Source organism: Plantactinospora sp. CNZ320 (genome assembly GCF_002846275.1).
Window position 1 is genome coordinate 2,031,027 of record NZ_PJMP01000001.1, and the last position, 24,818, is coordinate 2,055,844.

A 24,818-nucleotide genomic window follows, 5' to 3' on the forward strand; every position below is an offset into this window, starting at 1 on the left:
CACTCCTCGCGCTCGCAGCCGTCACCGGTCGGAGCCGCCCAACCGGGCGTCCCGGGCCGCCGCCATCTTGCTCGGCAGACCCCACAACTGCACGAAGCCCTTGGCCAGGGACTGGTCGAAGGTGTCGCCGGTGTCGTAGGTGGCCAGGCCGAAGTCGTAGAGACTCGCCTCGGAACGCCGGCCGGTCACCACGGCCCGCCCACCGTGCAGGGCCAACCGGACCTCGCCGGAGACGTGCCGCTGGGTGTCGTCGATGAACGCGTCCAGCGCGTTCTTCAGCGGCGAGAACCAGAGACCGTCGTAGACCAGCTCGCCCCAGCGCTGGTCGACGCCCTTCTTGAACCGGGCCACGTCCCGCTCCACGGTGACGTTCTCCAGCTCCTGGTGAGCGGTGATCAGCGCGATCGCGCCCGGTGCCTCGTACACCTCGCGGCTCTTGATGCCGACCAGCCGGTCCTCGACCATGTCGAGCCGGCCGACCCCCTGGGCCCCGGCCCGCCGGTTCAGCTCCAGGATCGCCTGGTACGGGATGACCGTCTCGCCGTCGATCGCCACCGGTACCCCGGCGTCGAAGGTGATCACGACGTGATCGGGGTCGCGCACCTGGGCCGGGTCGGCGGTGTAGGAGTAGACGTCCTCGATCGGGGCGTTCCAGATGTCCTCCAGGAACCCGGTCTCCACCGCCCGCCCCCACAGGTTCTGGTCGATCGAGTACGGCGACTTGCGGGTGACGTCGATCGGCAGCCCCTTCTCCTCGGCGTACGCGATCGCCTTGTCCCGGGTCCAGGCGTAGTCCCGGGCCGGCGCGATCACCTTGAGGTCGGGGGCGAGAGCGCCGAGGCCGGCCTCGAAGCGGACCTGGTCGTTGCCCTTGCCGGTGCAGCCGTGCGACACGATCGTGCCGCCGTAGTGCTTCGCCGCCTCGACCAGGTGCTTGACGATGAGCGGCCGGGACAGCGCCGAGACCAGCGGATACCGGTCCATGTAGAGCGCGTTGGCCCGCATCGCCGGGATGCAGTAGTCGGCCGCGAACTCCTCGCGGGCGTCGACCACCACCGACTCGACGGCGCCGCAGTCCAGGGCCCGCTGGCGGATCGCGGCCATGTCCTCGCCGCCCTGCCCGACGTCGATCGCCACCGCGATCACCTCGGCGCCGGTCTGCTCGGCAAGGTACGGAATGGCGACCGAGGTGTCCAGTCCCCCGGAGTACGCCAGTACGACGCGCTCGCTCATGGTGTGGTGCTCCCTTCAGCATGTTCTTCCCGGGCGGCCCAGGCGGAGAGCTTCTCCCCGAGTGCCGCGCCACCGGTGGCCTCCCGGGCCACGACGAAAATGGTGTCGTCGCCGGCGATGGTGCCGACGACCTCCGGCAGCCCCGCCCGGTCCAGCGCACTGGCCAGGTACTGGGCGGCACCGGGTGGGGTACGCAGCACGGCGATGTTGCCGCTGGCGTCGACCCCGTTGAGCAGTTCGCGGAGCAGCCGGATCAGCCGGGCCGGCGCCTGCTCGGCGTCCCGCAGCGGCCGTTGGCCGTCCTCCGGGATGAGGTAGACGGCAGGTCCGTCGCCACCGCGTACCTTCACCGCGCCCAGCTCGTCCAGGTCGCGGGAGAGGGTGGCCTGGGTGACCTGCACACCGTCGGCGGCGAGCAGGTCGGCCAGTTCGGTCTGCGAGCGGATCGCCCGCTCGCGGATCAGGTCGACGATCCGGCCGTGCCGGGCGGCCCTGGTCAGTGGTCCGGTCATGCCGACTCGCCGACCACGGAGGCGATGATCGAGGCCGCCGACGGTTCGCCCTCCGGCTGCGCCGGCCCGGCGGCCAGTTCCTCGGCGTGCCGGTCCAGCAGCCAGGCGAGCAGCGCCTTCTGGGCGTGCAGCCGGTTCTCCGCCTGGTCGAAGACCGCACTGTGCGGACCGTCGAGCACCTCGTCGGTGATCTCCTCACCCCGGTGCGCGGGCAGGCAGTGCAGCACCGCAACCTCCGGCGCGGCGCCGGCCAGCAGGCTCTGGTTGACCTGGTACGCCTGGAAGGCGGTGAACCGGTCCCGGCCGTCGTTCTCCTGCCCCATCGAGGTCCAGGTGTCGGTGGCGACCACGTCGGCCCCGGCGACCGCCTCGACCGGGTCGCGCAGCGCGCGTACCGAGCCGCCGGTGCTGGCGGCGATCTCGGCGGCCCGCGCCAGCACCGCCGGATCGGGTTCGTAACCGGCCGGACCGGCGACCCGGACGTGCATCCCGGCTGTCGCGCCGCCGAGGAGGTAGGAGTGGGCCATGTTGTTCGCCGCGTCCCCGACGTACGCCAGGGTCCGGCCGGCGGTGCCACCGCAGTGCTCCCGGACGGTGAGCAGGTCGGCCAGGAGCTGGCAGGGGTGGAAACCGTCGGTCAGCCCGTTCACCACCGGCACTGTCGCACCCTCGGCGAGCTGGACGATCCGGTCGTCGCCGAAGGTACGCAGCACGATCGCGGCGACGTACCGGGACAGCACCCGAGCCGCGTCGGCCACCGACTCGCCCCGACCGAAGTGCGTCACCTGGGTGTCCACCACTATCGGGTGGCCGCCCAGCTCGGCGATGCCGACGTCGAAGGAGAGCCGGGTACGCAGGCTCGGCTTGTCGAAGAGCACCGCCACCGCCCGGGGCCCGGCGAGCGGGCGTACGGCGTAGCGATCCGTCTTCATCCCGGCCGCGAGATCGAGTACCGCCGACTGCTCGGCCGGACTGAGGTCGTCGTCGCGCAGGAAGTGCCGGGGCATCAGTGGCCACCCCCGGTCCCGTCGGCGGCGGCCGGAACGGCCGTTCCCTGCGCCGGAATCGCCGTCTCCTGCTCCTGCGCCGGAATCGTCGTCTCCTGTGCCGGGGTCGTCGTCTGCTGCTCCTGGGCGGGGGTGGCCGCGTCCAGGGCCGCCGGCAGGGCGGCGAGGAAGGCGTCTGCCTGGTCCAGGCTGAGGATCAGCGGCGGGGCCAGCCGGATCGTCGCCGGCTGCACCGGGTTGGTGAGGAAGCCGGCGTCCCGCAGCACCCCGGCGGTCGCGGCGGCGGCCGGCGCCCGCAGCACGATCCCGAGCAGCAGCCCGGCACCACGCACCTGCGCCACCAGCGGATGGTTCAGCGCCTCGACCCCACGCCGGAGCCGCTCGCCGACCCGCTTCACGTGGTCGAGCAGCCCCTCGTTGGCGATCGTGGAGACGACCGCGAGCGCGGCGGCGCAGCTCACCGGGTTGCCGCCGAAGGTGGTGCCGTGCAGGCCCGGCCGGAGCAGTTCGGCTGCTCCGCCGAAGGCCAGGCAGGCGCCGATCGGCAGCCCGCCGCCGAGCCCCTTGGCCAGGGTCACCAGGTCCGGCTCGATGCCGTCGGCCTGGTGCGCGAACCAGTGCCCGGTACGCCCGATGCCGGTCTGCACCTCGTCCAGCGCCAGCAGCGCCCCGTGCTCGGCGGTGATCCGCCGGGCCGCCGCGATGTAGCCGGGCGGGGGCACGACGACGCCGTTCTCGCCCTGGATCGGTTCCAGGATCACCATCGCGGTCCTGTCGCTGACCGCCTCGGCGAGCGCCTCGACGTCGCCGTACGGGACGTGGGTCACCTCTCCGGGCAGCGGGCGGAACGGGTCGGCCTTGGCCGGCTGGCCGGTGAGCGCCAGCGCGCCCATGGTCCGGCCGTGGAAGCCGCCGTCGGTGGCGACCACGTGACTGCGCCCGGTGAGCCGGGACAGCTTGAACGCGGCCTCGTTCGCCTCCGCCCCCGAGTTGGCGAAGAAGACCCGACCGGACCGGCCGGCGAGCGCCAGCAGCAGTTCGGCGAGCGCGACCGGCGGCTCGGCGACGAAGAGGTTGGAGACGTGCCCGAGGGTGGCGACCTGCCGGGAGACCGCCTCGACCACCGCCGGGTGGGCGTGCCCGAGCGCGTTCACCGCGATACCGCCGACGAGGTCGACGTACTCCCGGCCGGCCTCGTCGACCACTACCGCACCACTGCCGCGGACCAGGGCGAGCTGCGGGGTCCCGTAGTTGTCCATCATGGACTGCGTCCAGCGGTCGACCAGGTTCGAGGTCATGACGAGACCGCCCCGGAATCGGGTACCACCATCGTGCCGAATCCTTCCGACGTGAAAACTTCCAGCAGGGTCGAGTGGGCGACCCGCCCGTCCACCACGTGCGCCGCCGGCACCCCACCGCTGACCGCCCGCAGACAGGCCTCCATCTTCGGCACCATCCCCGACTCCAACCTCGGCAACAGCTCGGCGAGCTGACCGATGGTGATCTCCGAGACCAGGCTGTCGGTGTCCGGCCAGTCGGCGTAGAGCCCGGGTACGTCGGTGAGCACCACCAACTTGCGGGCCCGCAGCGCGACGGCAAGCGCGGCGGCGGCGGTGTCGGCGTTGAGGTTGTGCAGCACACCGTCGGCGTCCGGCGCGACGGTGGAGATCACCGGGATCCGGCCGGCCGAGATCAGGTCGGCGACCGCCGAGACGTTCACCTCGTCCACGTCACCGACCTGGCCGATGTCAACGGGTTCGCCGTCCACGTACGCCGGGCGGCGTACCGCGGTGAAGAGCTGCGCGTCCTCGCCGGAGAGGCCGACCGCGTACGGGCCGTACTCGTTGATCAGCCCGACCAGTTCCCGGCCGACCTGGCCGACCAGCACCATCCGGACCACGTCCATCGCCTCGGGCGTGGTCACCCGCAGCCCGCCCTTGAACTCGCTGGTGATGCCGAGCCGGCGCAGCATGGCGGAGATCTGCGGCCCGCCGCCGTGCACCACCACCGGCTTCAGCCCGGCGTAGCGCAGGAAGACCATGTCGGCGGCGAACGCCCGCTGCAACTCCGGCTCGATCATGGCGTTGCCGCCGTACTTCACCACGACTGTGGAGCCGGAGAAGCGGGCCAGCCAGGGCAGCGCCTCGATGAGGGTGGCCGCCTTCCGCTGTGCCTCGGACAGGTCGCGAGTCAGCATCCCGCTCACTCGAACCTGCTTCTGTTCGCGACTGCGGGACTCCGCTCCGCTGCCTTCCTCGCGCTCACGTCGAACCCGCTTCCGATCGCGACTGCGGGACTCCGCTCCGCTGCGTTCCTCGCGCTCACGTCGAGTACGCCGAGTTCTCGTGCACGTACGCGTGTGACAGGTCGTTCGTCCAGATGGTCGCCTCGGCCGGGCCGGCGTGCAGGTCGATCCGGATGGTCACCTGCCGGCCGGAGAGGTCGACCTTGCTCCGGTCCTCGGCGGCGGCACCGGACCGGCAGACCCAGATGCCGTTGACCGCCACGTCGATGCCGTCGGGCTCGAAGGCGGCGGCCGTGGTGCCGACGGCGGCGAGGATCCGGCCCCAGTTCGGGTCGTTGCCGAAGAGCGCGGTCTTGACCAGGTTGTTCCGGGCGACCGCCCGGCCGGCCTCGACCGCGTCGTCCTCGTTCGCGGCCCCGACCACCTCGATCGCGACCTCCTTGCTCGCCCCCTCGGCGTCGGCCACCAGTTGCCGGGCCAGGTCCCGGCACGCCTCGGTGACCGCAGCGGTCAGCTCGGCCTGGCCCGGTGCGATCCCGGAGGCGCCGCTGGCCAGCAGCAGCACGGTGTCGTTGGTGGAGAGGCAGCCGTCCGAGTCGACCCGTTCGAAACTGACCCGGCAGGCTTCCCGCAGTGCCTCGTCGAGCACTGCCGGCCCGGCGACGGCGTCGGTGGTGATCACGCAGAGCATGGTGGCCAGCGCCGGGGCGAGCATGCCGGAGCCCTTGGCCATCCCGCCGACAGTCCAGCCGGTGCCGGCGACCACGGTCGTCTTGGGCCGGGTGTCGGTGGTCATGATCGCCTCGGCAGCCGCCGGTCCGCCGTCGGTGGCCAACCCGGCCACCGCCGCGTCCACGCCCGGCAGCAGCCGTTCCATCGGCAGCCGCTCCCCGATCAACCCGGTCGAGCAGACCGCCACCTCGCCGGCACCGACCTCCGCCGCGCCGTCGGCGGCTGCGGAGATCGCGGCGGCGACGTGTTCGGCGGTGGCGTGGGTGTCCTGGAAGCCGGGCGCCCCTGTGCAGGCGTTGGCGCCGCCGGAGTTGAGCACCACGGCCCGGACCAGGCCGGTGGTGAGCACCTGCTGGCTCCAGAGCACTGGCGCCGCCTTGATCCGGTTGGTGGTGAAGACCCCGGCCGCCGAGGCGTCCGGTCCGTCGTTGACCACCAGCGCGACGTCCCGGTCCCCGCTGGACTTGAGTCCGGCCGCCACGCCGGCCGCCCGGAATCCCCGGGGCGCGGTGACGCTCATGCCAACCCTCCCTCGTCGCCCGGTGCTTCCCGGACCGCTGATGGCTGAGAACTCACGGCGCGACACCGTACGCGGAGAGGCCGGTGGTCTCCGGCAGCCCGAGCATCAGATTGGCGCACTGCACCGCCTGGCCGGCGGCGCCCTTGCCGAGGTTGTCGATGGCGCTGACCACGATCAGCCGACCGGAGTCGACGTCGACGCTCGCCTGCAGGTGGCAGGAGTTGCCGCCCAGGGTGGCGGCGGTGTGCGGCCACTGCCCCTCGGGCAGCAGGTGCACGAACGGCGCGTCCGCGTACGCCTGCGCCAGCGCCGCCCGGGGATCGGCCGGGGTGTCACCGGCGGGCAGCGCGGTGACGGTGGCCAGGATGCCGCGCGGCATCGGGGCCAGCACCGGGGTGAAGGAAAGCCCGGTCGCCCCGCTGGCCTGCTTGATCTCCGGCACGTGCTGGTGGGCGCCGACCTTGTAGGGCGAGAGGTCGCCCATCACCTCGCTGCCGAGCAGGTGCGCCTTGGCGGACCGGCCGGCACCGGAGGTGCCGGAGGCGGCGACCACCACCACGTCGTGCGGGGCGGCGACCCCGGCGGCGAGCAGCGGGGCCAGGGCGAGAATGGTGGCCACCGCATAGCAGCCGGTGGCGGCGACCCGGGTGGCAGCGGCGATCGCCGCCCGCTGGCCGGGCAGTTCCGGCAGGCCGTAGGTCCAGGCACCGGCGTGGGCGCCGCCGTAGTAGCGGGTCCAGGCGGCAGCGTCGGTGAGCCGGTGGTCCGCGCCCAGGTCCACCAGGCGGACACCGTCCGGCAGGGCCGCCGCCAGCGCCGCCGACTCGCCGTGCGGCAGGGCCAGGAAGACCAGGTCCGCGTCGGCGAGCGCCACTGGTTCGGTCCGACCGAACACCAGGTCGAGGCCGGTGAGCTGAGGGTGTACGGCGGAGACCGGCTGGCCGGCCTGGCTGTGCGCGGTGGCGGCGACGAGGTCGAGTTCGGGGTGCCCGGCGATCAGCCGGAGCAGTTCGCCACCTGCGTAGCCACTCGCACCGGCGACCGCGACTCGAATTCCCATGCTCACCTCCGCATTTCTATGCAGAGGTACGCTAACAGCCCTCGGCAGCAGACTGCAAGTCTATGCGGTGGACTGAATGATCTTTCGGGCGGCGGGACTCGCCTCAGTCGCAGATCTCGTCGAACTCCTGCCGGACCTCCTCGAACGCCGTGTCGAACTCGGCGAGCTTCGGCCCGAGCGCGCCGGCCGGCTCCCTGGAGTCGATCTGGGCTGCCTCGATGGTGTCGACGAGGCGTTGGATCGCACCCCGCACGTCACCATCCGCCGACTCCGCCACCTTCGCCAGCTCGGGTCCCATGGCTTCGATCTGGGCGGCCCGGGCCTGGGCCGCCGAGCCGCGCAGGCCGTGGAACTGGCCGAGCACGCCCCGGGCGTCGTCACAGGCCTGCGGCGAGGTGTTCACCCCCGCCCCACGGCAGCCACCGGCAAGCAACAGGACCAGCAGCACGCCGCATCCGAGCGCACGCCGTCGACGACTCTCCACCGGCGTACCTCCGAAGTCGGGTGCGAGGCAGATCCTTCAGCATCCTTCGACAGATGTCCATTCGTCGATGTCAGGATGGGTTGTCGGCGGTGCGGGGCGCGGGTACCGGGTCGGCGGGCTCCGGCCGCAGCCTCCGGAGTTGCCAGATTGCCAACAGCACCAGTCCGACGCCGACGCCGGCCCAAACCCCGGCAGCGAAGGCGGTGGAGCGACGTTCGGTCAGGATCCCGAGGGCGGGGCGGGCGACCGCGATGCCGATCCCGGCCAGGCTGGCCACCACCCCGAAGGCCAGGGCGCGGACCCGTCGCGAGGCGACCTCGTTGGTGAGTACCTCCAGCACGGTCATGCCGAGCGCGTAGCCGAAGCCCATCACCGGCAGGAACAGGAACGGGCCGAGCCACTCCGCCTGGCTCACCGCGACCAGCGTGGCGAGAACGAGCAGGAACGACACGGTGAGCGCGAGCTGGCGGCGGGACACCGGGACATACCCGGCCAGCAGGCCGCCGAGCACCGAGGCGGCGGCGAAGGCCGCGTACATCCAGCCGGTGACCTGGGCGGAGAGCCCCAGTTCCAGGGCCAGCGGCTGGAACAGGATCCGGGCGCTCCAGCCGAAGAGCAACAGCAGCACTCCCAGCCACACGGCCCGGCGCAGCCGCGCGTCCGCGGCCGCGACCCGGATGTCGGCGAAGACCCCGGACAACGAGCTGGCGACCCGGGATCCGGAGATCTCCGGCAGGGTCAGTGCGAGCAGGAACGCCAGGGCGGCCAGGCCGGCGGTGACGGTGAACGGCAGCGTCGGATCCGCCTGGTAGAGGTAGCCGGCGGCGAGCAGTGAGAGGAGTACCGAGCCACTGCCGACCGCCCGGATCAACCCGAAGGCCCGGGACGGACTGATCTCCAACTCGTCCTGTAGGCAGAGTTCGTAGAGGTAGGCGCTGGCCGCTCCCGAGGTGAGCGCCCAGAGTACGGCCCAGAGCACCCAGGCGGCGAAGAGCGCCTGCACGGTACGGACCTGCGAGATCGCCGCGAACGTCAGCACCGCGCCTCCGGCCAGGGTCAGGTACGCCCGGCGGCGCCCGATCCGGTCCGCGAGCACACCCACCGGAAACTCGCAGGCGACCGAGACGATCCGGAACACCCCGTCGGCCAGTACCGCGGTGGCCAGCGGAAAGCCGAGGTCGAGCAGGTAGATCAGCCAGATCGGGAACCAGAACTGGACCTCCAGCAGGAAGTGCGTGACCGTGAAGGTGCGGACCGCCCGGCTGCGCAGCGCCTGCCTCATCCGGCCGGCATGCCTTGCCCGGCGAGCACCCCGGCCGACCGCGTTCCGGCGGACCGTCTTCCGGTGGAACTCACGCGCCGCGGTCCCGCCGGAAGAAGAGGTACACCAGGACCAGCAGTGCGGAGACCACCCCGGAGGTGACCAGGATCGCGTCCGCCGGTTGCGAGGCGACCCAGGCGACCAGGGAGGAACGGCCGAGATCGTAGGCGGCCATCTCCGGATCGCTGGCGATCGACCGGCCGAACTCGGTGACCGCGAGCGCCGTACCGAGGATCGACGTCATGGCGATGCCGAGCAGGATCAGGTCGGTGAACATCGCCGACCGGGCCGTACGCCTGGCGGCGAGTTCGGCCAGCCGCCGACCACAGAGATCGATCTTGAAGAGTACCGGCTGCTCCAGGAGTTTCTCGTAGTCCCAGAAGTCGAGAATCGCGTCCATCTCGACCCGTACCGCCCGCTTGAGGTACTTCGACAGGTCCTGGCGCTCCATGATGATCAGCTCGGCCCGCTGGCTCAGCCCGGTCAGTTCCCCCCTGAGCTGGTCCAACTCCCAGCGGGAACCGGCCGCCGCCGAGTCGGCGAGGATCTTCGACAGCCGGGCGTCGATCCGCTCCAGCACCCCGTAGAAGACCTGGGCGTAGCGCAGCGCCTCCCACTGGTCCCGGAACGGGTCACCGGGCAGCATCCGGGCCCCCGCACCGGTCCGGTCCAGGAAGAGATAGTTCAGCCAGCGGACCAGGTGGTCGAGGTCGCCGTCGAGCAGTCGATCCGCCGGGGGCCGCTGGTCGTCGGCGATGACGACGTCCTTGATCCAGTGCCGGGTCATCTCCTCGGCGCCCGGCACGGACGGTTCGACCACCAGGCTGCGGGTCACCCAGAGCGTCTCGCCGAACTCCGCCGTCACCGGGTCGTCCGCCGGGGTGGCGGCCCGGAGTACCCGCTCGTCCCGGTCCGCCTCGCGCAGCAGCGCGAGCACCGGATCGAGGTACCGCCGGACGACCTCCCGGGCCGTCCGCTCTCCCGACTCCACCGCCCGGGCCTGCAGAGCGTCGAGCCGGGCCGGCATCGGGCCGGTCTGCCCGGCCAGCCACGGATCGACCTCTACCAGCATCTCCAGCAACATCAGCCCGTGGTCGTAGAGCCGAAAACTGATCTCCACCGTCCCCGCCCACAGTTTGTCACCGGGACGCCCGGTCAGGTGTTCGGGGCGGAGCCGGCCGGTCAGCACGTGCAGCGTCCGCTCGGCCGCGTGTTCGCTGATGCTCCGATAGAGGTTGAGCGAACTGCGCGGCCGGGTGTGCTGCAACACCACCTGCGGCGGCGGTCCGGCCGCGTCCGCCGGGGCCCGCTCCGCCAGCCGGGGCAGCAGCGCGTCGACGGCCGGCTGGCGCTCGGCCCAGAACCGCGCGTGCGCCGCCGGATTCCGCAGCGCCGCTCCGGGTACGGCGTAGAAGTCGACCACCACCGGGGCGAGGATCCGCAGCTGAGTCACCGGCCCACCGTTCCCAGCCGCAGTGCCCGGGCGTCGACGTGCAGCACCCGCCCCTGCGCAGGCCCGTTCGTCAGTTTCACCTCGACCAGGACCCGTCCCGGGCTCGGGCCGGCCCGGGCGACGAACTCCGTCGGCCAGTCCAGCACCTGCGCCCGCGTGCCCTGCGGGGCGAGCAGCACCAGGTTGCCGCGCTCGTCCAGCAACTCCACAAGTCCGGTACCGCCGACCGGGTCGAGGGTGACCTCCCGTTGCGCGGACGGGTTGAGGTCGGCGACGATCTCCGCGTACTCCTCGCTGCCGCGCAGCTCGGCGAGTACCCGGTTGAACCTCCGCATCACGGTGGCCGACTCGGCGCTGTCGGCCATCATGAAATAGAGCCCCTCGACGGAGTGCAGCAGCGGGTCGTCGCCCTGGAGGTGGCCGAAGTCGCCGACGTCACCGCTGAACGAGGGGTCGGCCAGCGCTGCCCGGCCGGAAAGCAGCCCTTCGGCGAGCAGGTCTATGTGGCCGGCGGCCAGCGCCCGGAAACCCTCCAGTGTGGACGGGAACTCCACGAAGTCGCCGACCGCGGACTCCAACTCGTCCCAGTAGTCGTACCCGGTGATGCCGCCGACCCGCAGCGCGCCCAGTTCGGCGGCGGACGAGACCTTCGGCTGGCCGGCGCGGCGGTCGTAGAAGAGCACGTACTCGAAGTCGACGAGCGGGTCCGACAGCAGCAGGTCGGCCCGCCGGGACGCGCTGCCGACCAGCGGGAACACCCCGACGGTGGCACCGGAACGGACCTGTTCCTCGGCCAGTGACCACGAGGTGTACCTGACCTCGGGACGGTAGCCGGAGCGGTTCAGCACCTCCACCACCAACTCGGTGACCGGGCCGCCCTCGGGCAGTTCCGGACCGACGAAAGGGGCCCAGGCGCCACTGGAGACGAGTACCGGCCGGGCGGGCGAGGTGGGTGACGGACGCAGTCCCGCCACCACGTACGCCCCGGCTCCGGCCACCACCAGCAGCAGGGCGAGCACGGGTCCCCAGATCCGGAGCCGCTTGAGCAGGAGGGGCCACCTGGTCGGGTTCCGCGTCACCATCAATCTTCCTGTTCGGACAGTGACGCCCGGTACGGGCACGGCACGGCGTACCCCGAGACGTCATCCGCAGGACCGTAGGGTACAAGATCCGCGAAACCGGACGGGGTCGCCGTGCCCCGCCCGACCCCGCCGGGAAACAGCCGTGGCCGCCGCGCCGGGGCGCGACGGCCACGATGCCCGTCCGAGATGGACAGAGCAGCTCAGGCGCCCCGGAGCACCGCCCCGAACCGGCGGGCCGCCTCGGCCACCGCCGCGTCCCGGGCGGCCACCGCCTCCTCGCCGGTGAGCGTCCGGTCCGGCGCCCGGAACACCAGCTTGTAGGCCAGCGACCGGCGTCCCTGCCCCAACTGCTCGGAGGAGTAGACGTCGAAGAGCCGGACCGACTCCAGCAGTTCCCCGGCACCCTCGGCCAGCGCCCGGCCCACCTCGTCGGCCGGCACCTCGGCGTCGAGCACCAGCGCCACGTCGATAAGCGCGGGCGGATAGCCGGAGATCCGGGGCGCCGGCACCACCGGGGCGGGCGGCAGCACGTCCAGGTCGAGTTCGAGGGCGCTGGTCCGGGACGGCAGATCCAGCTCGGCGAGTACCGCCGGATGCAGTTCCCCGGCGTGCCCGACGAGCACGTCGTCGACCCGGAACTCGGCGCACCGGCCGGGGTGCCAGGGCGCGTACCCGGCCTGCCGGACCACCACCCGGTCGCCGGCGATCCCGGCGGCGGCCAGCACGTTCCGGCCCGCCTGCACGGCGTCCGCCCAGCCGGCCGGACGTCCGGCCCCCCACCAGCCGGCCGGCTCGACCTCGCCGGCCAGCACCGCGGCGACCCGCCACGGCTGGTCCGGCAGGACGGCGTCGGCGGCCCGGAACTCCTCGTCACTCGGCCGGTGCTCCACACCCATCGCGGGCGGCGGGCCGGTCCGGGGACGGGGCAGGAAGACCAGCCCGATCTCGTAGAGCGCCACGTCCCGGTGGCCCCGGCCGAGGTTGCGCCGCAGCGCACCGAGCAGGGTGCCGAGCAGGGTGGTCCGCATCAGCGGCTCGGTGTCGGCCAGCGGGTTGGCCAGCCGTACCGCGGTGCGACGCGGGTCGTCGGCGGGCAGGCCCAGCCGGTCGAAGAGTTCGGCGGAGACGAACGGCGGGGAGAGCACCTCGACGAAACCGCTCTCGGCGAGGGTACGGCTCACCGAGCGGCGCCGCCGCTGCTCCGGCGTGAGCCCCCGGCCGGGCGGGGCGACCGGCAGCACCGACGGCACGTGCTCGTAGCCGTCCAGCCGGATCACCTCCTCGACCAGGTCCGCCGGGTCGGTGAGGTCCGGTCGCCAGGTCGGCGGGGTCACCACGAGCGTCTCCGGCCCGCTGGCGTGCCGTCCCCCGTGGCCGTTGCCGTTGCCGGCGCCGGCCCGTCCGTTGCCGGCCACGCTCCGCCCGTCGCCGACCGCAACCGTGCAGCCGACCCGCTCCAGCAGCGCCACCGTCCGGGCCGGCTCGTACGGCACCCCGGCCCGTCGGGCCGGCAGGTCCACGTCGATCACGATCCGGTTCGGCGCCCGGACATGGTCGACGTCGAGCACCTCGGCGCCGACGGTGCCGCCGCCGTACCTGGTGAGCAGCTCGACCGCCCGCGCCAGCGCGACCAGTGGCAGCGCCGGGTCGACACCCCGCTCCCAGCGCTTGGCGGCCTCGCTGAACAGCCGGTGCCGGCGGGCTGTCCGGCCGACCACCACCGGGTCCCAGTGCGCCGCCTCGAAGAGCACGTTGACTGTGCTGTTGGCGACCTCGCTGGTCTCGCCGCCCATCACCGCCGCCAGCGAGATCGGCACCCCACCGTCGCCGGCCGCTCCACCGTCCCCGGCTGCTGCGCCAGGCAGGCCGGCGTCGCAGATCACCAGATCCTCCGGGTCGAGTGCCCGGTCGACCCCGTCCAGGGTGGTCAGCCGCTCCCCCGGCACCGCCCGGCGGACCACCAGCTCGCCCCGGAGCGCGTCCAGGTCGAAGGCGTGCATCGGCTGGCCCAACTCCAGCATCAGGTAGTTGGTGATGTCCACCGGCAGCGAGATGGTCCGGATGCCGGCGTGGGTGAGCCGCTGCCGCATCCACTTCGGCGACTCGGCGGCCGGATCGATCCCCCGGACCACCCTGGCCGCGAACCGGTCGCAGCCGACGGTGTCGACCACCCGGACCGGGTACGCCGGCTCCGGTGTCGCCCCCGGCGCAGGCGCCAGCCCGGGATCCCGGAACGGTACGTCGAAGGCGTGCGACAGCTCCCGGGCCAGGCCGCGTACGGACATCGCGTACCCCCGGTCCGGGGTGATCTCGACCTCGACGACCACGTCGTCCAGCCCGACCACCGGCCGCGCGTCGTCACCGGGCTTGGCCGGCACGTCCTCGGGCAGCACCAGGATGCCCGCGTGGTCGTCGCCGATGCCCAGCTCCCGCACCGAGCAGATCATCCCGTTGGAGTTGCGCCCGTACGTCTTCCGGGCCCCGATCGCGAACCCACCGGGCAGTACGCCGCCGGGCAGGATCACCACCACCCGGTCGCCTACGGCGAAGTTGGTCGCCCCGCAGACGATCTCCTGCGGCTCGCCGGTGCCGTTCGCGGCGCCGACGTCGACCCGACAGAACCGGATCGGCTTCTTGAACCCGGTCAGCTCCTCGATCTCCAGCACCTCGCCGACCACGAGCGAGCCGGTGACGGTGCTCCGCAGATCCACGATGGACTCGACCTCGATGCCGAGGTTGACCAGCGCCTGGTCCAGCTCCTCGGGGCTCAGCTCGGCGGGCAGGTCGACGTGCTCGCGCAGCCAGGAAACAGGAACTCGCATCTCTCAGACCACCGCATCCGTCGCGTCGTCGGGCCACATCACGTCGTTCGTCATCCCGATCACACCTCCACCCCGAACGCGCGGGTGAACCGTACGTCGCCCTCGGCCATGTCCCGCATGTCGCCGATGCCGTGCCGGAACATAAGCGTCCGCTCGATGCCCATCCCGAAGGCGAATCCGGAGTAGACGTCCGGGTCGATGCCGCAGGCCCGCAGCACCCGGGGGTTTACCATGCCGCAGCCGCCCCACTCGACCCAGCGCGGGCCGTCCCGGTGCTGGGCGAACCAGACGTCGAACTCGCCGCTCGGCTCGGTGAACGGGAAGTAGTGCGGGCGCCACCTGGTCCGCGCGTCGGCCCCGAACATCGCCCTGGCCAGGTGGTCCAGGGTGCCGCGCAGGTGCGCCATCGTGATTCCCTCGTCCACCACCAGCCCCTCGACCTGGTGGAAGACCGGGCTGTGCGTGGCGTCCAGCTCGTCGGTCCGGTAGACCCGGCCGGGGCAGACGACGTAGATCGGGGGCTTGCGGGCCAGCATCGTCCGGGCCTGCACCGGCGAGGTGTGCGTACGCAGCACCATCCCCGGAACGTCGAGGTAGAAGGTGTCCATGGTGCCCCGGGCCGGGTGGTCCGGCGGGATGTTCAGCGCGTCGAAGTTGGTCCACTCCAGCTCGATCTCGGGACCCTCGGCGATCTCGTAGCCCATTCCGACGAAGAGGTCGCCGATCCGCTCCGAGAGGGTGCTGATCGGGTGCCGGGCGCCGCGCGGCCGCCGGTCGTAGGGGAGGGTGACATCCACCCGCTCCTCGGCGAGGATCCGTTCGGCCTGGGCCGCCTGGACGACCGCCAGCCGCTGCGCGTAGGCGGACTCGATCGACCGGCGGGCCTCGTTGACCCGCTTGCCGGCGTCGGACTTCGCGGCCGGCGGCAATGCGCCGATCTCCCGGCGGGCCAGCGAGACCGGCGCCCGGTCACCGAGGTGCGCCCGGCGCAGTTCGGCCAGCGCGTCCGGCTCGGTGGCGGCGTCGAACGCGGCCGTCGCGTCGGCCACCGCCGCCGCCAGCGCCTCCGGGTCGAGCAGGGCGACCTGCTTCGGGTCGTACGGGTCGTTGCGATACGTCATGGCGTGCGGCTACTCCCTCTGCGTCGCGGGCGGTGGTCCCGCTGCCTCCACGTCGAATGTCCCGTCGCGCCCGCGCGAGTGGTCCGCGCACCGGCGACGCCGTGGACAGATCGGTGATCCTCGGCCGACCTCTCCGCGCGACCGTCGTGCCCGAGTAAGGCTCGGGACGTCGGCACCGCGCTGAACAGGTCGGCAGGTTCGGTGGGCGGCCCTCACGGGGCGGCCCACAGAGTCTACGGACGGGCGGCTTTGCCGCAGCCCGCCGGTGTGGAGGGTACGCAGGGAGGAGAAGAGGTCAGCCCTGGCGCCCGCCGGCACCGGCGGGCTGGCTAAACGAGTGGCGTCGCGCGTCGCGGACGCACCACCGCGCGGACTCGGTCATCAGGTCGACAACTCCCTGGTCGGTTCTGCTGTCCCGGGGCCCATTATGCGCTCTTCGGCGCGGCGTGCGGTGCCCCGGGGCGCAGGGCTCTGGCCGAAGCGTACAGGCAGACCGCGGCGGCGGCAGCCAGGTTAAGGCTCTCGGCCCGGCCGTGCAGCGGCACGCGTACCCGGGCGTCGGCCGCGTCGGCCAGTTCCGCCGGCAGGCCGTGCGCCTCGGAGCCGAAGAGCCAGGCGGTCGGCCGGGCCAGGCCACCGGAGTCGGCCAGGTCATCCAGGTCGGTCTCGCCGTATCCGGAGGCGGCCAGCACGGTCAGCCCGGCCGCGCGCAACTCGGCGACCACCTCGGCCGGGTCGGGCGCCCGGACCACGTCGAGGTGGAAGAGGCTGCCGGCCGACGACCGCACGCACTTGCCGTTGTACGGGTCGACCGCGTCCCCGGCGAAGACCACCGCACCGGCTCCGGCGGCGTCGGCGGTGCGCAGCACGGTGCCGGCGTTGCCCGGGTCACGGATCTCGGCGAGCGTGGCGACCAGCCGGGGGCGCCGGGAAAGGGCGGTGCCGATCGACACGTCGAGCCGGGCGCAGACCGCGACGATCCCCTGCGGGGCGACCGTCTCGGTGAGCGCCCCGAGCGCCTCCTCGGTCACCCCGGAGACGGGTACTCCGGCCCGGGCGGCGGTGTCGGCGAGGTCGGCGTACCTGTCGAGCCCGGCCGGGGTACCGAAGAGTTCGACGAGTACGCCCGGCGCGGCGAGCGCCTCCCGGACCGCCTGCGGGCCCTCGGCCAGGAACCGGCCGGTGGTGTCACGTTCCCGACGCCGGTGCAGCCGCCGGGCCGCGACGATCCTCGGGGTACGCGGGGTGAAGAGCGGCTGCTCCGGTGCCCGGACATGGTCGAGGCGCCCCACCTGCGGGTTCACCTGCATGCGGGACGCCTCGATCGGGTGTCGCGGGTGGTCAGGCGGCCTGGGCCGACGCGCCACCGGTGCCCTCGGCCGCCACGGCGGCGCGGGCGACCTCGACGATTGCCGCGAAGGCGGTCGGGTCGTTGACGGCGAGGTCGGCCAGGATCTTCCGGTCCACCTCGACGCCGGCCAGCTTCAGCCCCTGGATGAGCCGGTTGTAGGTCATCCCGTTGGCGCGGGCCGCCGCGTTGATCCGGGTGATCCAGAGCTGCCGGAAGTCGCCCTTGCGGTCGCGCCGGTCCCGGTAGGCGTACTGCATCGAGTGCAGCACCTGCTCCTTGGCCTTGCGGTAGAGCCGGGACCGCTGGCCACGGTAACCGCTGGCGGTCTCCAGCAGCGTACGGCGCTTCTTCTGGGCGTTCACTGACCGCTTGACGCGTGCCATCTCAACTACTCCTTCAGGTCAAGAGGCGCGCGTCAGCGGGCCAGCAACTTCTTGATTCGCTTGAAATCGGCCTTGGCCACCTCGACGGTGCCGGTGAGCCGGCGGGTCCGGGTGGAGGACTTCTTCTCCAGGTTGTGGCGGAGCCCGGCCTGCTGGGCAACGATCTTGCCCTTGCCGGTCACCTTGACCCGCTTGCCCATCCCGGTGTGGCTCTTCATCTTCGGCATCTTGGTGCGTCTCTCCCCTGTTACTCGCCGGCGGTTCCGGCGGGTCCGGCCGGACCGGGCGCTGCCTCGGCGACCGGCGATGCCTCGGCGGCACCGGCCTCCCGCTCCCGCGGTGAGCCAGCCCGGGCAGCCGTGGCGGCTGCCTTGGTGGCCCGGTGCGGAGCCAGGACCATGATCATGTTGCGGCCGTCCTGCTTCGGAGCGGCCTCGACGTACCCCAGTTCCGAGATCTCGGACTCGAGTCGGCGCAGGAGCCGGTAACCCAGCTCCGGTCGGCTCTGCTCGCGACCGCGGAACATGATCGTCACCTTGACCTTGTCGCCCGCCTTGAGGAACCGCACCACGTGACCCTTCTTGGTCTCGTAGTCGTGCGGATCGATCTTCGGACGGAGCTTCATCTCCTTGATGACGGTCTGTTGCTGGTTACGCCTGGCTTCGCGCGCCTTGAGTGCGGACTCGTACTTGTACTTGCCGAAGTCCATGAGCTTGCACACCGGCGGGCGCGCCATGGGCGCAACCTCGACCAGGTCCAGGTCGACGTCCGCGGCCAGCTGAAGGGCGCGCTCCAGTGGGACGATGCCCACCTGCTCGCCCTCAGGGCCGACCAGTCGGACCTCACGTGCCCGGATCTGCTCGTTCACGCGTGGCTCGACGCTGATGGGGCCTCCTCGTGGTGATCCTCACCGGCCGCGCGTCAGCGGTGGCCGGTCCTAACGTCTTCGACCAGAAGCAGAAAGGCCCCGGCAGATGCCAGGGCCTGCTCGACCGGCCTGTGGCGATCGACGATCGCACACCCGGATCGGCAAAAGCCGGACCGGTGACCGGACCCGGCCACCGGTTGATGGTGACTCGGGTGGGAGCAGGCGCTCCGCTTCACGACTGCCTGTGGATGAACCCAGACAGTGGTCGACTCGTAAAGACTAGCAGGTCAGGCCGAGGACGCCAAAACGGGCACGCCGGGGACGGCGGGTGTTCGACGGATGATCAGTCGGCCGTCTGCTGCCCCTCGGCGACCTCGGGCTCCGGCTGTCCCGGCCGTGACTCCTGCTGCCCGGCGCCCGCCCGTGCCTGCTGGTCCCCGGGGTTCGGTCGTGACCGCTGGTGCTCGGCGTGCAGGGCGCGCAGCGCGCGTACCCCGTCCACGGCCAGCTCCCGGTCCACCGCTTGCAGCGCCAGCACGGGGATCATTTCGTCGTCGTGCAGTTCCAGGCTGGCCCAGGCCGAGGCCCGGTCGAAGCGCACCCCGCTTACCACGTCCCAGGGCAGGTCGTAGCCGCCGAAGACGTTGCGTACCCGGACCCCCCGGGCGTCCGCCTCCACCCTCGGCCGGGTGAAGAGCAGCACCACGAAAGCGCCCAGCACGCCCAGCCCGACCATGGCGAGCTGGTCACCGCGCTGGAAGGTGGCCGCCCCGGACCCGGTCGAGCCGTGCAGTCCGATACTGAGCAGGGAGAACGCCAGCACCAGCGCGGGAGCCAGGATCCAGCAGACCACCCGGATGCGTCGCGGGCGCACGGAGACGGTGCCGCGATCACGGGCGACGGCGGATTGGATCACCCCTCCAGTCTGCCACCCTGTTTCCGGCCGGCACTCGTCGCCCCGACCGACCCCGACGGCGACCGGCCAGCTCCGAGCCTGGTCGGGAGCACTCCGAGCCGGGCTGAGTCGCTCGGAGCCAGGCCGAGGACGGGTCAGGTGGCCGCCGGGGTGCCCCGGGCCGTTCGGCCGGAGACGACCACCGCGAGCAGGGTCAGCACCGCCCCGACCAGCACCGCGAGGCTCGCACCGGGTCCGCCGGGCCGCAGGTCGAGCAGGAGCGCCCCGCCCAACTGCCCGGCGACCAGGGCCAGGCCGGTGCGGAGCAGTCCGATCGAGCGGATCCCGACCAGCACCGCGACGGTGATCGCGACCCCGAGCGGACCACCGACGTAGAGGTACCACTCGGCCGGCCAGTCGGCGGTGGCGAGCTGGGCCAGCGCGCCGGTCACCGCCGCCACCGGCACCATCGCCGCGCTGCTCACCACGAAGTTGACCGTGGTGGCGGCTGCCGGGTTGGCGACCGTGGAGATCCGGCCGTTCAAGGCCCCCTGTACGGCGACCAGTACCCCACAGACGACGCCGAGCAGTACCAGCCCCACCGCCAGTTCACCGACCGGCCGGCCGAACTGGGCCAACGCCACCGCCGCGATCCCGAGCAGGGCGCCGGCCACCCGGGGCCGGGTGATGCCCATCCGCCCCGCCGGAGCCAGCCGGGTCCGGTCGACGGCGAGCCCACCGCCGCTGTTCCCAGCCACCTGGGCGATCGTGTAGACCGCCACCCCGAGCACCGGCACGATGTACGTCGCCGAGACGATGAAGAACGCCCCGCACAGCCCGCCCAGGTACATCCACCAGGGCAGCCCGGTCCGGGGCAGCATGGCGAGGCCGGACCGCATCGACGGCAGCACGAGCAGGCCGAGCAGGACCAGCGCGAGTCCTCCGGCGTTGTTGACCAGCGCACCGATGATCGGATGACCGGCCCGCTCGCCCATCTCGGCGTTGGCCAGGCTCTGCGCAGCCGATCCCAACCCTCCGAGCAGGGCCAGTCCGGTCGCGGCCCAGCCCGGCAGTACCTTCACGAACGACACTTCCTGTCCATCCGACCCCGCCCGGCGCGACCCGTCGGCGGCCGGACGGCCGTCGAGCGGTCGGGCGGCACGGAACGGCCGGCCCACAGGGTCGCGGCCAAGCCTCACAGCGAAAAACGCCTGTGTCTGTGACAGAGATCGCTCGACCGACGTGACTTCGGCGGCAGCGCCCGGTCACGGCCCGACTGCCCGACCCCGCGGTTCAGGACACCGGCTGGTACCGGCGGCGCAGGTACGCCCAGAGCCCGCCCTCCTCGAAGAGGACCAGCTCCCAGCCCCGGCTCTCCAGGAGTTCCACCGCCGAGAACATCCGGTCCAGCAGCTCCACGATCACCGGGGTGGTGCCGTACATCACCCGGGCGGTGGAGTTGCCCGGGTAGCCGAGGCGGATGTAGCGAAGCGGGTAGGCGTCCAGGTTCACCCGCCCGTGGAGGATGTCGTCGACGAAGAAGGCGCGGGTCGGGCGACTCGGAACGGGGTAGCTCACCGGGGCAGGATATCGACAGTCGACGACGGATTGCCGGGCCGGCTGCGGCAGTACCGGCCGGACGGCGACAATCACCCGGTGGCGAAACGCAAGACCCGCCGGGCGGGCGGTGCGGATACCACACGGTCGTGTCCGTGTGGTGCCCCGGAGGGGTACGAGGAGTGCTGCGGTGCCCTGCACCGGGGCGGTACGGTCGCGGCGACCGCCGAGGCGTTGATGCGCTCGCGGTTCAGCGCGTACGCGGTCGGCGACGCCGGCTACCTGCTCCGGACCTGGCACCCGGACACCCGACCGGCCCGACTGACGCTGGACCCGGCGCTTCGCTGGACCCGGCTCGAGATCCTCTACACCGACCGAGGCGGCCTGCTGGACAGCACCGGAATCGTCGAGTTCCGGGCGCACTACCGGCAGTCGGGCCGCCCCGGCGAGCTGCACGAGCGCAGCCGGTTCGGCCGCGAGGACGGCCAATGGCGCTACCTCGACGCCAGCTAGTGCCTCGTCTTTGCAGGTTGATGGGGTAATCGTTCAGGTGTGGGGCACCTTGGTTTCAATCCGTGAGCGATCGGCGGCGGAGCCGGGGGTGGTCGGCGCGGAGACTGTCGAGCTGGGTGCACAAGCGGGGCACGGAAGCCGGGGTTGCCGACGGCCTGCCGCGGTTCGGGTCGACCGCCCGGGCGGCCCGGGGGTTCGGGCAGCCCGGGAGGGGTGGGCACACAAGCGGGGCAACTCGACAGTCTCCCCGGCGCATATCCCCACCCCGCACCCGACCCGACGTCAGATCACCGGCCCAGAGATACCCGGCAGCACCGGATCACCCGATCAACCCGCAAAGACGAGGCACCAGCCAACCGCCCTTCGCGGTGGGCCGCCGCTCAGCGAACGGACGGCCGCACCGCGAAGGGCCGGGCTGTCGGCGGTGGTCAGGCGAGGACGGTGACGCTGCCCCACAGGTGCCGGTGGTCGGAGCATGGTCCGCCACACTCGTTGGAGATCTCCACGCTGTCCGCGTCGTACCCGCCAGCGATCTTGTTCTCGCGTACGAAGATCAGGTTGAGCTTCTTGCCCGTACCGCAGGGTCCTTCGGTGTTGCCGCGCGGCGAGGTGGTCTCGCCGTAACCGGGACAACGGCTGTCGGTGTCGTCCAACTCCCGGTAGTGGCCGGAGTTGTTCGCATTGTTGGGGTGGTTCAGACTGCTCGAATACCACGCGTCGACCCGCTGGTAATTCGGCTGGGCGTTGAAGTCACCGGCGATGATCACGGTGTGGCCGGCCGCCTCGAATTCCTCCACCCGGTCCCGCACGTAGTTCAGTTGCAGCAGGTTGACCCGGGGAACCCCGTTGTCACCCGTGTTCAGGTGCGTGATGTGGGTCGTGCAGAACTTGACAGTGGGACGGTTTGCCGGCGGTGCGCAGATCAGTTTGCGCTTCTCGACCCGTCCGTCGTCCGGCAGGGTGAAACGGCTGGCGTTGCCGAACGGGGTACGACTGAAGATGGCGATGCCGCTCTGCGAGCCGTTGCAGCTTCCGTCCGCGCCGTTGTTGGTTGGCTCGAAGCGGGAGAAGTTCGTCGGATCCGTCATCCAACCCCGGCTGCGGAGCACGTCCTGCACCGCGTGCAGCTGCCCGAAGCAGAGTTCGTTCAGTGCGAAGAAGTCGACGTCGGCGTTGCGCACGGCGTTGGCGACGACGGTGGGCATACCGTTGGTGGTGGAACCACGGTGCATGGTCCATCCGGCGACGTTCCAGGTCAGTACCCGATAAGTAACGGCGGCGGCGGTCGGTTCCGCCGGAGCTGCGGCCCCGGCCGGCGGCGCTGGCGTGGCCACCAACGCCAATGCGGCGATGAACGCGGTCAAGGTGCTACTTGGACGCATGTACTACTCCCCGTTTTTTGGCTGGCTCCGGCCAGTAACCGGAGCCTGATCGACGCTAGTCACTCGGCCCTGCGCGGGTTGCCCCCCAGCCGGGCAACAGCCTGGGCAGATTCCGGGCAACGTCGTCAGTTTCCGGCCCGGTGACGTCGACCAGACCGCCAATCGGGGTCAGGCACCCGCCCCGGTGCTCGCGGGCAACGGACAGTGTGGACTGTCGGCGCACTCGACCAGGTCGGCGCAACCGGCTGCGAGCGCCTCACGGAGAGCCTCCGCGACGGCGGTCAGCTCGGCGATCCGCTGTTCCACCTCGGCGAGCTTGGCCTGGGCCCGGTCCGACAGCACCGAATCCGACCTGTGACGCACCGTCGAATGGCTGGCGGCGAGTAGTTCGGCCACCTCCGACAGGCTGAAGCCGAGCCGCTGCGCCGTCTTGATCGCCCGGAGCAGGGTCACCGCCTCCACCGGGTAGATCCGGTGCCCGCCGAGGGTGCGTACCGGTTCGGCGAGCAGCCCGCGCCGCTCGTAGTACCGCAGGGTCTGCTGGTTCACCCCGGCCGCGGCGGCGAGCTGACCCGGGCGGAGTCCGTCAGGCATCCCGTTGCCCGCCGTCCGGCACCGCCCGGGCGGCCAGGGCATCGAGCACCTCGACCTGACCGGCGGGCACGCCGACATCCCACAACAGCCGGCCGTCGGTCACGCCGAGCTGGAAGGTGAAGAAGGAACAACAGCCGGACTCGCGCACCATCAGGTCGGCCACCCGCGCCGCCAACTGCGGGGTCGGGGTCAACTCCAGCCGCAGCCGGGTCGGTCCGGTCCGGCTCACCGAGCGGACGGCCGTGCCGAGGATCTGCTCGAACTCGGCGAGCCGGACCGGTTGCTCCGCCGTCGGCAGCGTGCAGGCCGCCGGGACCCAGCCGGGCGGGACATCGGGTACGTCTACCGTGACTCGTGGGTCTGCCATCCCTCGACGGTAAGCCGGTACCCCGGTACCGGATGCAACCCACCGGCGACGACAATTCGCTGGCCGACCCGGAACATCCGACCGTACGGTCGATCGGATGTGGGGACCGTTCACGCCTGGGCTGCGACTGTGCCAGCTCCTCTACACCGAGGCGGTACGTCCGCTGCTCGCCGAGGCGTACCCGAAACTGCGTTACGCGGCAGCCCGGCTCGGGCCGGGTTCGGAGGTGCTCGGCTTCGACACCGAGCGCTCGGTCGACCACGACTGGGGTCCCCGGCTGACCCTCTTCCTCACTCCCGACGACCTCGACCGGTACGCCGGGCGGATCAGCACGCTGCTGGCCGAGCGGCTGCCGAAGCGGGTCGGCGGCTGGCCGACGCACTTCGTCCGGGCCGCCGGCCGGTCCCGGGTGCTGGCCGCGACCGACGGGCCGGTGGACCACATGGTGCAGGTCACCGAGTTGGGCACCTGGTGTGACGGGCAACTGGGCTTCGATCCCCGGCTCGGGGTGCGGACCTTCGACTGGCTCGCCACCCCGGCGCAGCTGCTGGCCGAGGTGACCGGTGGGGCGGTGTTCCGGGACGACCCCGGCGAGCTGACCGTGCTGCGGGAGCGCCTGCGCTGGTATCCGGACGACGTCTGGCGCTATCTGCTGGCCTGCCAGTGGGCCCGGATCGGCCAGGAGGAGCCGTTCGTCGGGCGGGCCGCCGAGGCCGGGTCGGAAACGGGCAGTCGGGTGCTGGCGGCCCGGCTCGTCCGGGACGTAATGCGACTCTGCCTGCTGCTGGGCCGACGGTATCCGCCGTACGGGAAGTGGCTGGGCAGCGCCTTCGCCGACCTCACCACGGGGTCGACGACCACCGCGTCAGCCGGGGAGCCGACGGTCGCGGTGCCGGCCACGGCGTCGACTGTCGACGGGCCGGGAGCGGAGCCGACGGCCGTGCTGCGGGCTGAGGCGTCGACCATCGCCACCGCGTTGGAGGGGGCGTTGACCGGGGACGCGGAGGCGCGGCAGGCGGCGCTCTGCACCGCCTACGAGGCGGCCGGGGCGTGGCAGAACCGGCTCGGCCTGGCCGAACCGGTGGAGGCGACCCGGCGGTACTTCCACGACCGGCCGTACCCGGTGATCGGCGCCGACCGGTTCACGGACGCCCTGCTGGCCCGGATCACCGACCCCGAGATCGCCGGGGTGCCGCCGCTCGGCGGCATCGACCAGTACGTGGACAGCACCCCCGTGCTGTGCCAACCGAAGCTGGCCAGGGCGTTGACGGCCGCCGCCTGGCGGATCGATCAGCGCTGATGGAACAGTTCCGCGA

24 protein-coding genes and 1 pseudogene are annotated in these 24,818 nt (G+C 72.1%); 2 read left to right on the forward strand and 23 right to left on the reverse strand.

Annotated elements, in window-relative coordinates; genetic code table 11:
* Nucleotides 1–21: 21 nt before the first annotated feature.
* From CLT71_RS08715 to CLT71_RS08810, 20 genes and pseudogenes are all read right to left on the reverse strand, one after another.
* Nucleotides 22–1,233: an argininosuccinate synthase gene (locus CLT71_RS08715; protein ID WP_101366659.1), complete on the reverse strand. Its 1,212-nt coding sequence runs from the start codon at nt 1,231–1,233 to the stop codon at nt 22–24.
* Nucleotides 1,230–1,745, reverse strand: coding sequence for an arginine repressor (locus CLT71_RS08720; RefSeq protein ID WP_101366660.1), 516 nt, complete (start codon nt 1,743–1,745; stop codon nt 1,230–1,232). The genes CLT71_RS08715 and CLT71_RS08720 overlap by 4 nt, the downstream gene beginning before the upstream one ends.
* A complete protein-coding gene (argF, locus tag CLT71_RS08725; RefSeq protein WP_101366661.1) occupies nt 1,742–2,752 on the reverse strand; it encodes an ornithine carbamoyltransferase in 1,011 nt (336 codons plus the stop codon). The genes CLT71_RS08720 and argF overlap by 4 nt, the downstream gene beginning before the upstream one ends.
* Nucleotides 2,752–4,050 (reverse strand): acetylornithine transaminase, encoded by a 1,299-nt coding sequence (locus CLT71_RS08730; protein ID WP_101366662.1) that lies wholly within the window; start codon nt 4,048–4,050, stop codon nt 2,752–2,754. The genes argF and CLT71_RS08730 overlap by 1 nt, the downstream gene beginning before the upstream one ends.
* On the reverse strand, nt 4,047–4,949 hold the full coding sequence (argB, locus tag CLT71_RS08735; protein WP_101366663.1) for an acetylglutamate kinase: 903 nt from the start codon (nt 4,947–4,949) through the stop codon (nt 4,047–4,049). The genes CLT71_RS08730 and argB overlap by 4 nt, the downstream gene beginning before the upstream one ends.
* 124 nt (nt 4,950–5,073) lie before the next feature.
* Nucleotides 5,074–6,249, reverse strand: coding sequence for a bifunctional glutamate N-acetyltransferase/amino-acid acetyltransferase ArgJ (gene argJ / locus CLT71_RS08740; RefSeq protein WP_101366664.1), 1,176 nt, complete (start codon nt 6,247–6,249; stop codon nt 5,074–5,076).
* A 52-nt stretch (nt 6,250–6,301) separates the two neighbouring features.
* On the reverse strand, nt 6,302–7,309 hold the full coding sequence (gene argC, locus CLT71_RS08745) for an N-acetyl-gamma-glutamyl-phosphate reductase (RefSeq protein WP_101366665.1): 1,008 nt from the start codon (nt 7,307–7,309) through the stop codon (nt 6,302–6,304).
* A gap of 103 nt (nt 7,310–7,412) precedes the next feature.
* Nucleotides 7,413–7,793: a hypothetical protein gene (locus CLT71_RS08750; protein ID WP_143743415.1), complete on the reverse strand. Its 381-nt coding sequence runs from the start codon at nt 7,791–7,793 to the stop codon at nt 7,413–7,415.
* Between the two features lie 70 nt (nt 7,794–7,863).
* The gene (locus CLT71_RS08755) at nt 7,864–9,075 is read right to left on the reverse strand and encodes an MFS transporter (RefSeq protein ID WP_101366667.1); all 1,212 of its coding nucleotides are present in this window, start codon (nt 9,073–9,075) and stop codon (nt 7,864–7,866) included.
* Between the two features lie 70 nt (nt 9,076–9,145).
* Nucleotides 9,146–10,567, reverse strand: a complete 1,422-nt coding sequence (locus CLT71_RS08760) for a hypothetical protein (RefSeq protein ID WP_101366668.1) — start codon at nt 10,565–10,567, stop codon at nt 9,146–9,148.
* On the reverse strand, nt 10,564–11,649 hold the full coding sequence (locus tag CLT71_RS08765) for a type 2 periplasmic-binding domain-containing protein (RefSeq protein WP_101366669.1): 1,086 nt from the start codon (nt 11,647–11,649) through the stop codon (nt 10,564–10,566). The genes CLT71_RS08760 and CLT71_RS08765 overlap by 4 nt, the downstream gene beginning before the upstream one ends.
* Nucleotides 11,650–11,849: 200 nt before the next feature.
* A complete protein-coding gene (locus CLT71_RS08770; protein WP_101366670.1) occupies nt 11,850–14,471 on the reverse strand; it encodes a phenylalanine--tRNA ligase subunit beta in 2,622 nt (873 codons plus the stop codon).
* A gap of 59 nt (nt 14,472–14,530) precedes the next feature.
* The gene (pheS, locus tag CLT71_RS08775; protein WP_101366671.1) at nt 14,531–15,592 is read right to left on the reverse strand and encodes a phenylalanine--tRNA ligase subunit alpha; all 1,062 of its coding nucleotides are present in this window, start codon (nt 15,590–15,592) and stop codon (nt 14,531–14,533) included.
* Nucleotides 15,593–16,017: 425 nt separating this feature from the next.
* Nucleotides 16,018–16,902 (reverse strand): TrmH family RNA methyltransferase, encoded by an 885-nt coding sequence (locus tag CLT71_RS08780; RefSeq protein WP_101366672.1) that lies wholly within the window; start codon nt 16,900–16,902, stop codon nt 16,018–16,020.
* Nucleotides 16,903–16,933: 31 nt separating this feature from the next.
* Entirely contained in the window at nt 16,934–17,326 is a 393-nt protein-coding gene (gene rplT, locus CLT71_RS08785; RefSeq protein WP_101366673.1) for a 50S ribosomal protein L20, read from the reverse strand.
* A 32-nt stretch (nt 17,327–17,358) separates the two neighbouring features.
* Complete coding sequence (rpmI, locus tag CLT71_RS08790; RefSeq protein ID WP_101366674.1) at nt 17,359–17,553, reverse strand: 50S ribosomal protein L35; 195 nt, start codon at nt 17,551–17,553, stop codon at nt 17,359–17,361.
* A 20-nt stretch (nt 17,554–17,573) separates the two neighbouring features.
* Nucleotides 17,574–18,194, reverse strand: a complete 621-nt coding sequence (gene infC / locus CLT71_RS08795; RefSeq protein WP_101366675.1) for a translation initiation factor IF-3 — start codon at nt 18,192–18,194, stop codon at nt 17,574–17,576.
* 460 nt (nt 18,195–18,654) lie between these two features.
* Nucleotides 18,655–19,107 (reverse strand): annotated as a pseudogene (locus tag CLT71_RS08800) (PH domain-containing protein); the annotation flags it as partial.
* A 137-nt stretch (nt 19,108–19,244) separates the two neighbouring features.
* Nucleotides 19,245–20,180: a DMT family transporter gene (locus tag CLT71_RS08805; RefSeq protein ID WP_486483151.1), complete on the reverse strand. Its 936-nt coding sequence runs from the start codon at nt 20,178–20,180 to the stop codon at nt 19,245–19,247.
* 202 nt (nt 20,181–20,382) lie between these two features.
* Nucleotides 20,383–20,667, reverse strand: a complete 285-nt coding sequence (locus CLT71_RS08810) for a hypothetical protein (protein ID WP_101366676.1) — start codon at nt 20,665–20,667, stop codon at nt 20,383–20,385.
* Nucleotides 20,668–20,745: 78 nt separating this feature from the next.
* Between CLT71_RS08810 and CLT71_RS08815 the strand changes: the two genes are divergently transcribed.
* On the forward strand, nt 20,746–21,159 hold the full coding sequence (locus CLT71_RS08815) for a YchJ family metal-binding protein (RefSeq protein ID WP_101371271.1): 414 nt from the start codon (nt 20,746–20,748) through the stop codon (nt 21,157–21,159).
* 428 nt (nt 21,160–21,587) lie between these two features.
* On the opposite strand, the gene CLT71_RS08820 is transcribed toward CLT71_RS08815, so the two are convergent.
* The 3 genes from CLT71_RS08820 to CLT71_RS08830 all read right to left on the reverse strand — a co-directional run bounded on the left by CLT71_RS08820 (nt 21,588) and on the right by CLT71_RS08830 (nt 23,502).
* Entirely contained in the window at nt 21,588–22,541 is a 954-nt protein-coding gene (locus CLT71_RS08820; protein WP_101366677.1) for an endonuclease/exonuclease/phosphatase family protein, read from the reverse strand.
* Between the two features lie 168 nt (nt 22,542–22,709).
* Nucleotides 22,710–23,135, reverse strand: coding sequence for a MerR family transcriptional regulator (locus tag CLT71_RS08825; protein WP_101366678.1), 426 nt, complete (start codon nt 23,133–23,135; stop codon nt 22,710–22,712).
* Nucleotides 23,128–23,502, reverse strand: coding sequence for a hypothetical protein (locus CLT71_RS08830; protein ID WP_101366679.1), 375 nt, complete (start codon nt 23,500–23,502; stop codon nt 23,128–23,130). The genes CLT71_RS08825 and CLT71_RS08830 overlap by 8 nt, the downstream gene beginning before the upstream one ends.
* 97 nt (nt 23,503–23,599) lie before the next feature.
* Here CLT71_RS08830 and CLT71_RS37885 point away from each other — a divergent pair, with 97 nt between their 5' ends.
* The gene (locus CLT71_RS37885) at nt 23,600–24,802 is read left to right on the forward strand and encodes a DUF4037 domain-containing protein (RefSeq protein WP_101366680.1); all 1,203 of its coding nucleotides are present in this window, start codon (nt 23,600–23,602) and stop codon (nt 24,800–24,802) included.
* Nucleotides 24,803–24,818: the final 16 nt, after the last annotated feature.